Genomic DNA, 12,925 nt, shown 5'->3' with positions numbered 1-12,925 from the left:
TTATGGCGATGGTTTTAGATAAAGTTGTTCCTTTTGGGAGGTCAATGGATGAATATGTAAAAATGTTTAATTTAACGAATGCAGATTTAAATAAAAAAATTATTGGTATTGGGGATGGGCCAGCAAGTTTTAATGCGGAAATGACTCTTTTAGGTAACAGCGTGATTTCGGTCGATCCTCTATATCAATTTTCTGCTAAAGAGATATTAGCTAGATTTAATCAAGTAGTTGATTCTATTATTGACCAAGTGAAAGCTACGCCTAATAATTGGGTGTGGAGCCATCATAAATCGCCTGATAATTTGCGTGATCATCGGGTAAAAGTTATGGAAAAATTTATTGCTGACTATGAGTTGGGCAAGCATAATTGCAGATATATAATTGGTGAATTGCCAAGCTTAAACTATCAAAATCAACAATTTGATTTAGCTCTTTGTTCACATTTTTTATTTTTATATTCTGACCACTTTGATTATGATTTCCATCTCAATTCGGTTGCAGAAATGCTCCGAATTGCTCAAGAAATCAGAATATTTCCTTTACTGACTTTAATGTCAAAACCTTCTGCATATTTAGATGAGATAGTAAAGCATTACACATCAGCAGGTTACAGTGTAGAGATTGCAAAAGTTGATTATGAATTACAGCTAGGTGGCAATATGATGTTGAAGATTGCTAGGAAAGATAATTGAGTATGGAATTAATCGAGAGTCGGAGAAACGCGATTAATCGCGTCTGTACAAAATTCAAAAGTCATTTATTTAGCTAGTTACCCTATTGGCAATTTAAGTGGATTCTTCTGTTAAGATTTCTGGGAGGCTTGGGGATTCAATAGTGTTTTTGGCATCATCAGAGAGAGATATAAAACCATCGGCTGCATCTTTGATAAAACCAGCTACAGGTACTGCAATTAGTAAACCCAACAAGCCGCCAATATAAGTTCCTACTAATAAAGAAACTATTACCCATACTGGTCTAAGTCCTGTAAACCGCCCCAACAGACGGGGTGCGATCGCTTGGTCGATTACCTGGTCTATAATAATAGCGACTGCAAAAATCTTCACAGCTAGCCAAATATCATGGGACGCTATTATTAAAATAATTACTATTAAGCTGACGACATCACCAAAAGGAATTAAACTTAAAATTCCCACCCCTAACCCAAATAGTAAAGCAAACTGAATTTGAAAAGCTAAAAATAATAGTGTTTCAGCTACACCCATCAATAGAGCTAAACTTACTTGACCAATTAAATAATTTTGAAAATTTTGTTGCAGAGATTCTCTCACTTTTTGAGCAGACTCACTGGGTATTTTGTGAAAAATACCTTCCCAAATTCTCTTCCCATCTATTAATAGATAAAAAGTCAAAACAACTGTCACTATTATTTCAGAAACACTATCAATAGTATCTTTGATAATAATCAGAAAATTATTAAATATAGATTCTAATTCATCAGGTAAGTGATTAGTTATCTGAGTGAGTATTTGACCCAAATTAACTTTTAACCTTTGATTACTCAGAGAATGATTGAAAGCTTGAATTTTTGCCTCATTAGCATCAATCCATTGAGGCAAAAGTTTAGCCATTTCATTAAATTGTTCCAAAGCTAGGGGAAATAAAGTAATGCCTAAACCAATTAAAATTAATAAGGCTGAGATAAAAACTAGTGCTACTGCATAATTACGTTTAAACCCGCGTTTTTGTAGTTGTGTAACTGGATAGTTTAAAATAAAAGCAAACAAACTTGCCAAGACAAAAATCGTGACTATTGGTTGAAAATATTGAAAAAATTTAAATAATAGCCAACCATTAAGAAACACTAAAGGAAATAGTAGCGTTAAAATTAATACTTTAATTAGTTGATTGAGTGAGAAATTCATAATATTTAGTTACAAAACTCTGATGTTGATTAGCAAAGAGAAAGTTAATTTACAACTGCGATCGTATGTCAGTCCTCAATGTTGATGAGCCGATAAAAATATTTTTTTACTTTTGACTTTTTATTAGCTGCACTAGCTTTCTTTAAAAGCCAAAAATTGCTCTTCAGTAATACGTCCAGTTTGATACAGAGTTTCTGTAATTTCCGAAATGGTTAAAACTGCATAACTGTTGTAACCATTTGCTTTTAACCTATTTTTAACTCCTGCTTCATGGTCGATAAATACCACGATATCATTAACTTTTAATCCCGCAGATTGTAATTTTTCTGCTCCTTCCATCGCACTTTTACCGCTAATGAGAATATCATCCACAACCACAACAGTTTCACCAGGATGGAAGTTACCTTCAATTACCTTACGAGTTCCATGTGCTTTTACTTCTTTGCGTGGAAAAATCATCGGATAATTCAGACGTAAAGCTAACCCTGTTGCTGTTGGTAAAGAACCGTAGGGAATACCTGCTATCCTATCAAAATTCAGGTTTTGTAAAATTTCTGCATAAGCAGTCAGTACTAGATTAAAAACTTGCGGATTGGAAATTATTTTCCGTAGATCAATATAATAAGGAAATGTTGCTCCTGATGCTTGTACGAAACTACCAAACATAATGCAACCAATATCATACAGTTGTAAAATTAAATCTTGCTGTGGATGTTGGTTAAAAGAACACACATCAGGTAGCCACACAGAGCAGCTTGAATTCTCTTGAATAATGTGATTTTTGGCTAAGTTAATTTCTGCTCCTAAAGATGCAATTTCCTGAGCTAACTGTGGGCTACTTAACATATCTTGAGGTACAGGAATCAACAAGCCATCACCGTGATCATTCAAACCTGAAGCTAAAATTTCATTCAGATTATTCTCTTGGGCCCAGATACTACGAGCCATAATTATTCTTTCAGGGGCTACGGCTCTAATCAATGCCAAAACTTCAGGATTGGTAGTTCCCACCTCTAAACCTAATTGTTCTGGTGTACCCCAATTTCTTGATTCTTTTACTACCTGTAAATATAGCGGTGATTCGTTAGTAGGATATTGCTGTAAACTTTCAGCTCCGGGGTTAGATGTACAAGATAAAATAAAGACTGCTTTATCAGGATAAACTAAAAACGGTGCTACATGATCTTGCCCAGTATAGGGGCTAAGAGTAATAGCATCTACCTGCCATTCTGTAAAAACCGTGCGGGCAAAAATAGTACTAGTGTTTAAATCACTGTGCTTGGCATCTAAAATAATTGGTATATGCTGGGGAATCGCTTTTAAAGTTTGATGCAACAGTTCTAAACCAGGAATTCCCAAAGCCTCATAAAAGCCGAATGTTGGTTTATAAGCACAGACAAAATCAGCAGTTTCAGCAATAATAAATTGCAACCAATTCCACAATCCCGCTATCATATCTTCATCTACATAGCGCTTGGGCATCATTTCTGGATTGGGGTCAAGTCCTACAAATAGTAGACTTTGGTTATGGGTAATATTATTTTGCAGCTTATCAAAAAAATTCATGGTTATTATGAGTCCAAAGTCAAATGTCAAAAGTTAAAAGTTAAAAACTAATAGTAATTGCTACTAAAGTCCTGCAAACCATTCGTAGCCTTGGTCTTCCCAATAGCCTTTAAAAGGTGATAAATAACTAGTTAGTGTAATTTGAGTTACCCATTTACTCTGTTTGTAACCCAACTTAATTGGCGAAGCTAAACGCAGAGGCGCGCCATTATCAATCGGTAAAGCTTCTCCATTTTTTTGATAAGCTAATAAAGTTTGGGGATGTAAAACTGATGCTATATCCCAACTTTCATAATAGCCATCGGCTGATTTAAAATAAGCATACTTAACATTTGCTTTGGGCTGGGCAAGTGTGAGAATTTCTGTTAAACATACACCACCCCACTGCACGATCGCAGCCCAGCCTTCTACACAAACATGACGAATAATCATGGAAGTGAGCGGCAAAGCGTGAATTTCTGCCATAGTCAAACTCAGAGGTTGATTAACTTCACCATCAATAATTAAGCGATACTTCTCCTCATCAATAATCGGAGTAGACCTAAAGCTATTCACAATTAACGCTTCTGGTTGAATTTGACTTAGCGAAAATTCTGGTACTGGTTTTTGTGGTTTAAAGATGAAAGTTTCTACCTTTTGATTGAGTGGTTCCGATAATTTACCCACCAAATCTTCAAAGCTAGGTGTACCACAGCCACCAAGTAATAAACTAGCACTAGACAATCCAGAAATTTGTAAAAATTGCCGACGTGTAAATTGAGGAATATTTCTGCGAATTAAACCCATATTAAAAAGCCGAAAAATAATTTAGCTAAACATAGAATTGGCAGAGTTGGGACTATTCAATATTCATACAATAGTAGAGAGTAAAATTCTTGCTTCACAAGAGTTAGATTAATTTTTTTGATTATGTATCTGCAAGCTGTTGTGGTGTGTAGTACCCAATCTCAGATAAAAAGGGTGATGAATACCAAGTTACCAAAACATCGAATCTGTAAGTTCTTGACCCCCAGCTTTCCGTCCTAGGAAATAGTGGGCGATCGCAAATACAATCACAATGGGTACTGAAGCAAAATGAGCAATACGCAATCCTTGCCAACTGCCAAATAAATCCACAATCCAGGAAAATTGGGCAGGTTTATACATACCGATACCAGTAAATAAAGCCAAAAGTAAGATAGGAATAATAGCTGTATAAACAATGCGATGCCAAGCATAAATTAATCGCTTGCTGTTATGAGTTTTCTGTAATGCTTTTACATCATTGCTACCCACAAATCTATGTCGCCAACGGCGAGTAATGAAAACATAAACTCCATACCATGATAAATTCAGCGAAAATAACCACATAGCAAAAAAGTGCCAATGTCTACCCCCAGCCAGCCAACCTCCTAATGTAAATAAAGGAAAAATATGTATACCTGCACGCCCACCAAAAACCGGGTTAGCATTATAAATTTGTAGTCCGCTGGTCAGCATAATAAACAAGCTAATGATATTAATCCAGTGGAAAATTTTAGCTCCTATTGCTTGATTTGGTAACTTTCGTGGTTTAGAAGGAATAGTCGCAGTCACGTTGCTTACTCCAAATTCACAATTTTAAATTAACAATCTTTGCGTTGTCTAAGCAGTTATGCAAAGCTGTGATAGCTAGAAGACTACAAAACTTGTTTTCTTATTTTTTATTAGCAGTTAACTATTAATTATTTCAGACTTTTGTCATTTATTTGATCGCTCTAACCAGCAGGCGGAAGTCAAAAGTCAAAAGCAGCCAGTGCGTTGCACGGATTTCCCGCGTTGTAGCAACTGGCGTTCAAAAATCAAAAGACTTGTATATATACCATAATCAGTGAACTTACTATAACGATTTTCGTAAAAAAGTATCATTATTAATATATGAATCCTAGTTTTTTAATGTATAAATTCTGTTCTATATGTTGGGTATTTTTACGACAAACTACTTAGACAGCGATCGCAGGTTCAGCACGATCGATTTATTGAGGTCTTTTGACCTACAAATCAAGCGCAAGGATGAAAGCAGCATTACCTAATAACGAAGCACAGAGACTTGAAGCACTTTCCCAGTATCGGATCTTAGATTCAGTATCTGAAGCAGCTTTTGACGACCTGACTTATTTAGCATCGTATATTTGTGGCACTCCCATTGCCCTAGTTAGCTTAGTCGATAGTAACCGTCAATGGTTTAAATCCAAAGTTGGTTTAACAGCCGTAGAAACCCCCCGCGATATTTCATTTTGTGCCCATGCAATTTTACAATCTGAGGTTTTTGTGGTTCCTAATGCCACAACTGACGAAAGATTTGCCACGAATCCTTTAGTTACGTCAGATCCGCATATAGGTTTTTATGCAGGTGTACCTCTGATTAATAGTCAGGGATATGCTTTAGGAACGCTTTGCGTAATTGATTATGTATCAAGAGAACTAACTGTAGAACAGATGGAAGCCTTACGGATTTTAGGCCGCCATGTTATTAGGCAACTAGAACTGCGACGCGATTTAGCAAGTTTAGGGCTGCCATATCAGAAGAATAAATATATTAAAAAGACAGGTATGCAATTCTTAAAAAAGATTGCGGCAGCATTAGGACTAGTATCTACCATATTAGTAATAACTGGTATATCGTCCTATCGTAATACAAAAATATTTATTGAAAATCTTAATGCCGAAAAAACTACAGAAGAGAAAATTTTTACTCAAGAAAAACTGCTATCTCTCCTCAAAGATGCTGAAAATGGAGAATTTGGTTATCTGCTCACAGGAGATAAAATTTATTTAGAACCTTATAAACAAGCAGTTAGTAATATTAATTTCCAAATTCAAGAACTAAAAAAAATATCGGGCAAGCAATCCCAACGACAGCAAAAAATTGCCCATTTGGAAAGATTAATTAAAGCAAAATTCGCAGCAATTCAGCAAGCTATAGATTTTCGTCAGCAAAATATTTCTGATTCTAGTAGGCAGTTATTTTTGAGCAATCGCGGTCACAATCTCATGGATGAGATCCGCAAGCTGATGGCAAAGATGCGAAATGAAGACAGCCAGCAACATCAACAATATGCTGTAGCCGCCAAAATCAGTGGGGCGCAGACAATTTTGACAATCGTCATCGCCATTAGTCTATGTTTTATGATTCTCAGTGTAGTTTACTATCTGATCTATCGCGAAATTAAAGAGCGATCGCAAACAGAAGCAATCATAGAACAAGAGCGCTATTTAATCTCAGAAATTTTAAATACAGTTGCAGCTTTAGTGATTGTTCTCGACGCGCAAGGGCGAATTGTTCGCTTCAATCAAGCTTGTGAGCAAACTACTGGTTACTCATTTGATGAAGTTAGGGGTAAAAATTTCTGGGACATCTTGCTGACTCCAGAGGAAAAAGAGCTAGTTAAAGCCGTTTTTCAAGAGCTACAAGGTGGTCAATTTCTCCATGAGTACGAAAACTACTGGGTGAAAAAAGATGGTAGTTTGCGGTTGCTTGCCTGGTCAAACACCATCCTCAAGAATGATGCTGGGCAGGTTGAATATGTGATTGGTACAGGGGTTGATATTACTGAACGCAAAAAAGCAGAAGCCGCTTTGCAAGATAGCAAGTGGTTTACCGAAAGCATTGCGGACAACTCACCCAGTTTGATTTATGTGTTCGATTTGGACACCATGAGTGCTATTTATACCAACAAACCTGCGAGTAGATATTTGGGTTACGAGTCAGAAGAAATTACAGCAATGGGCTCAGACTTTCTGAGTAATATTATTCATCCTGACTATTTGCCCAGCAGAATGAAATATTTCGAGGCTGCTCAACAACTCAAAGACAACGAAGTAGTAGAGTTTGAACAACGACTAAAACATAGTAGCGGCGAGTGGCGATGGTTTTGGCATCGTGAAACTATTTTTAAGCGCAGAGCCGATGGTGCGCCGTGCCAAATTATGGGCACTGCACATGATATTAACGATCGCAAACGCGCAGAACAACACCTAAATGCTCAATATGCCGCAACCAGCGTATTAACCGCCGCTAATAATATTGCTGAAGCTATTCCCCTGATTTTGCAGGGAATATGTGAGAGTTTGGGTTGGGATGCAGGGGAAATGTGGTTAGTGGATCAACAAGCCAATGTTTTGCGTTGTCTTGATATTTGGTATGCATCATCTCTGGTGACATCAGAGTTGGAAGCATTTACCCGACAAACCACTTTTGCCTTGGGAGTAGGTCTACCTGGTCGTGTGTGGGCTGATAATACACCTGTTTGGATTGATGATCTGTTGGCAGATCCCAATTGTGCCTACCAACAGATTGCTGAAGCAGGATTGCAAACTGCTTTTGGTTTCCCTGTTTATAGCCGCAACCAAACTTTTGGTGTGATTGCTTTTCTCAAGCGGGAGAAGCAGCAAATAGATTTAGATTTGCTTGTGAGTCTGACTACTATTGGTAACTTAGTGGGTCAGTTTATTGAACGCAAGCAGGGAGAAGAAGAACTCCAACGCCAAAATTTGCGATCGCAACTGTCAGCTGATATCACTCTCAAAATTCGGGAGTCTTTACAAATAGATGAAATTCTACAAACCAGTGTGACAGAGGTGCAAAAGCTGCTGAAGGCAGACCGAGTACTAATATTGCAATTAGAATCAGATGGCTCTTTTACAACGCTCAAAGAAGTAGTGATGCCTGAGTTGCCTGCAATTATGGGGCAGAATATCTTTGATCCTTGTTTTAGCGAAAATTACATTGACAAATACCGCCAAGGCAGAGTTAGTGCCATTAACGATATTGAGCAATCTCAGATTCAACCTTGCCATATCGAGATGCTCCAGCAATTTGCGGTGAAAGCTAACTTAGTTGTGCCCATTATCTTAAAAAGTCAACTTTGGGGATTGCTAATTACTCATCAATGCCATCATCCGCGGCAATGGACTAATTGGGAAACTGAACTTTTGCGAGAATTAGCTGACCAAATTGCTATGGCTTTAGCTCATGCTAAATTGCTAGAAGCAGAAACTCTGCAAAGACAAGAACTTGAAGGTGCTCGCAGTCAAGCAGAGTTGGCATCTCAAGCTAAAAGTGCTTTTTTAGCAAACATGAGTCACGAAATTCGTACCCCCATGAATGCAGTTTTGGGGATGACTGGTTTGTTGTTAGACACAGTGCTAAACGCCGAACAGCGAGATTTTGTGGAAACTATTCGCATTAGTGGCGATGCTTTACTAACGTTAATCAACGAGATTTTGGATTTATCCAAACTAGAGGCTGGGGAAATGGTTCTCGAAACTCTAGACTTTGATTTATCAACCTGTGTGGAAGAGGTAATCGATTTATTAGTTCCCCAAGCTCATAGTAAGGGGATAGAAATGGGAGCATTAATTCAACGCGATGTTCCTACTTACCTCAAAGGGGATGCTAGCCGTCTGCGACAAATTTTAATGAATTTACTCAGCAACGCTATCAAATTTACTACTAAAGGTGAGGTCTTAGTCCGAGCCGCATTAGAATCAGAAACTCCAACTACAGCTACCATCTATTTTGCGGTTACAGATACAGGTTTGGGGATTTCCATTGAAGACCAAAGCAAACTTTTTACGCCATTTACTCAAGTTGATGCTTCCACAACCCGTAAATATGGCGGTACAGGTTTAGGGTTAGCTATCTGCAAACAACTAGTAACTTTAATGGGGGGAGAAATTGGGGTAGAAAGTCAGCTAGGTGAAGGCTCAAAGTTTTGGTTTCGAGTGACTTTTGCCAAGCAAATCCAGCCTGTAGCGCCAATTAGCGATCGCGGATTTTTAAAGAATCGTCGTTTATTAGTTGTGGATGATAATGCGACTAATCGTAAAATCATCTACCATCAAGCTACCCGTTGGGGAATGCAGGTAGATACAGCCGACTGTGCAGCAGCTGCCTTCAGCGCTATACAAAAAGCTTATCAGCAGTCACAGCCTTATGATATTGCTTTGATTGATATGCAAATGCCCGACACAGATGGTATAAGTTTGGGAGCCAAAATTAAAGCCAATTCTGCCATTGGTGAGATACCTTTGATTATGCTTACCTCTACTAATCAAAGGGATGAAGTTAGACAATCACTGCAAATAGGATTTGCTGCTTATTTAGTCAAACCTGTGAAGCCATCTCGCCTCTTGGATACTATTATGAATAACTTAGGAAACGGGACAGAACCTCATAATTTCGATAATTCAGAAGTTACAAAAATGTCTAATTCTGTGCAAACTATACAAACTAAAGTTGCCAGTAAATCTCAGTTAAAAATTCTGCTAGCTGAAGATAATCTAGTCAATCAGAAAGTCGCTATCAAACTATTACAAAGCTTAGGCTATAGCGCGGATGTGGTGGCTAATGGTCAAGAGGCACTGGAAATATTAGAAAAAGTTCCCTACGACTTAATTTTTATGGATTGTCAGATGCCTGTGCTTGATGGTTTAGATGCCACAAGACAAATTCATCGTTTGCCAGAAACCGCCTTTGCTAGCCGTCGTCGTCCTATAGTGATTGCGATGACTGCTAATGCGATGAAAGAAGATAGACAAAAGTGTCTTGATGCTGGTATGGATGACTATTTGAGTAAACCAGTAATTAAAGACAAACTTGTAGCCATGTTAGACTATTGGGGAAGTATAATTTTGAAAACACAGGATACTGTGGTTTGTAAACCTGAAGCCAAGACTACAGACACGAATCCACTAGGTTTACTAATTGATTGGGAACACCTACATCAACTTTCAGAAGACAATACAGAATTTGAATTTGAGTTATTGGAAATTTTTGTTGAAGATACTCATACTCATTTAGATATCACTAAAGCCGCAATCGAGAATAATGATTTTGAACAACTAGCACAAGAAGCTCATCACATTAAAGGTGCTAGTGCTAATGTGGGTGTGACACCTATGCGCCGAGCTGCAGAACAATTAGAACAACTAGCTCACGAACAAGAACGTAGAGGTACTGCGAAGCTAATTGATGAGTTAACCAAATATATCAGCCAAATTCAAGCTTTTTTGTTGCACCAAAATCAGCAATAATATTTACTAATAAATAAACAGTAACGAGCATCTTTTGTTGGCTCGTAAGTTAACTGATCAGCAATTTCTGACATGATTTTTAATCCACGTCCACGCTCTTGATCGTTATCTTCAAATTCCGCTACTTCTTGTAATTTTAGAGCTAAATCGAAAGCAGGCCCTTTCGACATAATTCTGATTTCTATATGTTCGCTTGAACGCACAGCTTCTAATTCAATAGGGGTTTCTACAGGTAAATTTTTATGTGCATGTTCCACAATATTTGCAAAACCTTCTATCAGCAAAGTTTGGCATTGCCACCAGATTTTTGCATCAGAAATTGGCGGTCTATTTATCTGCTCAAACCATGATAAAACCTGTGCAGAATTATTCAGATCTGTATCAACTTTGAGATGGATTTTATGATTCACTGTAACTTTAACCTGTCAAATTTATTGATTACTGATTACATTAAGTCAAAACCAAAACTAGCAACTTTAATATTTCATTATATAATATTTAATTACAGTTTGATTAATTAATATAAGTGATAATCTTAATTTTATGCACAATTAAATTGAAGCTTTTTAAATAAAACTTATGTTTAAAATTCTCATAATTGATGACGATCCTATAGTACGTATAGCACTAAAAAGAACACTACAAAACCAAGGATACGATACGACGACAGCCAGCAATGGAGAAGAGGGAATCGCCCTAGCAAGGAGCATAACTCCTGCTTTAATTATATGTGACTGGATGATGGCGAAACTGGACGGAATAGAGGTCTGTCGTCGCATCAAAGCCGATCCAGAATTAGCAACTACTTTTTTTATTCTCCTAACGGCTAAAGGTGCAGCTCGTGGAGAAGAAAAAGATAGAGTTCTAGGATTAGATGCTGGTGCAGATGAATTTGTCTCGAAGCCAATAGAGATGAATGAATTAAAAGCAAGAGTGAGAGCAGGGTTAAGGCTACATCAACTAAATCAAGATTTGCAAACTCAAAAGCAGGCTTTAGAGCAACTCAATCAAAACCTGCAAACTCAAAAGCAAATTTTAGAAGCAGAACTAGCTGAAGCTGCTGATTATGTGCGATCGCTTTTACCATCCCCAATGCTGGGAACAGTCACAACAGAATCACTGTTTATTCCTTCGGCGCAATTAGGTGGTGATTGCTTTGACTACTACTGGCTAGATGACGATCGTTTAGCCATTTATCTGATGGATGTATCAGGACATGGGGTAGGTTCAGCGCTCTTGTCTGTATCTGTGCTGAATGTGTTGCGATCGCAGTCTCTACCCAACACTAACTTTAGTCAACCAAAAGAAGTACTTTACGCTCTCAATCAAGCCTTTCCTATGAGCCATCACAATGATAAGTACTTTACCATCTGGTATGGAGTTTACGATTGCTCAAAACGTCACCTAATCTACGCTAGTGCTGGACATCCACCCGCAGTATTGTTATCTGGAATAGATACAACAGACATTAGTGTGAAACAGCTAAGTTCTTTAGATCTACCTATTGGCTTTGTTCCTAATGTGGAATTTGAGGATGTAACTGTTGAAATCTCTGCTCACAGCAGTTTATACATTTTTAGCGATGGTGCTTACGAAATTCATCAGCCTAATGGACAGCTTTGGGGTATCAATGCTTTTATTGAATTGTTAATCAAATGTAGCACTGAGCAGACTACTCAGCTGCAGCAAGTATTAGCCCAGATTTTATCTTTAAATACTCAAAAAAATCTAGCAGATGATTTATCTTTGCTGAAGGTAAGCTTTGGCTAAGTTAGTAACTCGGCAGAGAATTCAACAATCTCTAATTTAGAGTTTTGGGCTGCTTACAACAGTCTATTTATTTACGCCAAATTGTCATAATAAAATTTGTATATATTATACCCCAATTAACTCTAGAATATTTCACTGTACTGACAATACATGGCGTTGAAATTCCTCACGATCGGCAAAGTTTTGAATAATTCTATCTACTTTAGTTAATTCAAATAACATTTTGACTTGTGAACTAGCAGAACACACAAAGAGCTTCGCATTAGCATTGCGTACTATCTGCATAGCTGAAACTAAAGCGCCTAAACCAGAACTATCAATAAAGCTCACGTCTTTGAGGTCAATCAATAATACGTCTAATCCTGTTTGCTTGGTAACAATGTCGCTAACTTCACGACGCAATTGATTACCCCTAATAGCATCTAAAATACCTGATGGCTCTATAATGGTTAATTTTATTTTCATTGCTCAAATTTCCTGTTATGTAGATAAAATTTCACTTTATTATTTTGGCACTCAATTAATCGAATCTGCAAGATATATAGCTGGCGTTTAGACTAAGCAGATTGTAGTAGCAGAGTAAATAAAATCAAAATTGCAAAAATGTGCCAATGAGAAAGAATGCAATCGCTCTCATTAGCGTCTTTTTA

General features: G+C 37.5%; 9 protein-coding genes. 3 read left to right on the top strand and 6 right to left on the bottom strand.

Annotated elements, in window-relative coordinates:
• The first annotated feature begins 2 nt into the window (after nucleotides 1–2).
• Nucleotides 3–692 carry a hypothetical protein gene (locus HGR01_RS04045; protein WP_045872673.1) on the top strand — a complete coding sequence of 230 codons (690 nt, stop codon included), beginning with the start codon at nucleotides 3–5 and terminating at the stop codon, nucleotides 690–692.
• A gap of 93 nt (nucleotides 693–785) precedes the next feature.
• Here the strand turns inward: HGR01_RS04045 and HGR01_RS04040 are convergent, their stop codons facing one another.
• The 4 genes from HGR01_RS04040 to HGR01_RS04025 form a co-directional block, all read right to left on the bottom strand.
• Nucleotides 786–1,883, bottom strand: coding sequence for an AI-2E family transporter (locus HGR01_RS04040; RefSeq protein ID WP_045872674.1), 1,098 nt, complete (start codon nucleotides 1,881–1,883; stop codon nucleotides 786–788).
• Between the two features lie 132 nt (nucleotides 1,884–2,015).
• A complete protein-coding gene (locus tag HGR01_RS04035) occupies nucleotides 2,016–3,449 on the bottom strand; it encodes a bifunctional orotidine-5'-phosphate decarboxylase/orotate phosphoribosyltransferase (protein WP_045872675.1) in 1,434 nt (477 codons plus the stop codon).
• A gap of 63 nt (nucleotides 3,450–3,512) precedes the next feature.
• On the bottom strand, nucleotides 3,513–4,235 hold the full coding sequence (locus HGR01_RS04030) for a molybdopterin-dependent oxidoreductase (RefSeq protein ID WP_045872676.1): 723 nt from the start codon (nucleotides 4,233–4,235) through the stop codon (nucleotides 3,513–3,515).
• Nucleotides 4,236–4,424: 189 nt separating this feature from the next.
• A complete protein-coding gene (locus HGR01_RS04025) occupies nucleotides 4,425–5,024 on the bottom strand; it encodes a cytochrome b/b6 domain-containing protein (protein WP_045872677.1) in 600 nt (199 codons plus the stop codon).
• A gap of 456 nt (nucleotides 5,025–5,480) precedes the next feature.
• Between HGR01_RS04025 and HGR01_RS04020 the strand changes: the two genes are divergently transcribed.
• The gene (locus tag HGR01_RS04020; RefSeq protein ID WP_045872678.1) at nucleotides 5,481–10,505 is read left to right on the top strand and encodes a response regulator; all 5,025 of its coding nucleotides are present in this window, start codon (nucleotides 5,481–5,483) and stop codon (nucleotides 10,503–10,505) included.
• Here HGR01_RS04020 and HGR01_RS04015 read toward each other — a convergent pair.
• On the bottom strand, nucleotides 10,496–10,915 hold the full coding sequence (locus tag HGR01_RS04015; protein ID WP_045872679.1) for an ATP-binding protein: 420 nt from the start codon (nucleotides 10,913–10,915) through the stop codon (nucleotides 10,496–10,498). The genes HGR01_RS04020 and HGR01_RS04015 overlap by 10 nt on opposite strands.
• Nucleotides 10,916–11,084: 169 nt before the next feature.
• On the opposite strand from HGR01_RS04015, the gene HGR01_RS04010 reads away from it, so the two are divergent.
• On the top strand, nucleotides 11,085–12,275 hold the full coding sequence (locus HGR01_RS04010) for a SpoIIE family protein phosphatase (RefSeq protein WP_045872680.1): 1,191 nt from the start codon (nucleotides 11,085–11,087) through the stop codon (nucleotides 12,273–12,275).
• A gap of 132 nt (nucleotides 12,276–12,407) precedes the next feature.
• Here HGR01_RS04010 and HGR01_RS04005 read toward each other — a convergent pair whose 3' ends face one another.
• Nucleotides 12,408–12,740 carry an STAS domain-containing protein gene (locus HGR01_RS04005; protein ID WP_045872681.1) on the bottom strand — a complete coding sequence of 111 codons (333 nt, stop codon included), beginning with the start codon at nucleotides 12,738–12,740 and terminating at the stop codon, nucleotides 12,408–12,410.
• Between the last annotated feature and the right edge of the window lie 185 nt (nucleotides 12,741–12,925).

The organism is Tolypothrix sp. PCC 7712 (assembly GCF_025860405.1).
GTDB classification, from domain to species: Bacteria; Cyanobacteriota; Cyanobacteriia; order Cyanobacteriales; family Nostocaceae; genus Aulosira; species Aulosira diplosiphon.
This window is presented reverse-complemented; position numbering and strand designations above follow the sequence as displayed.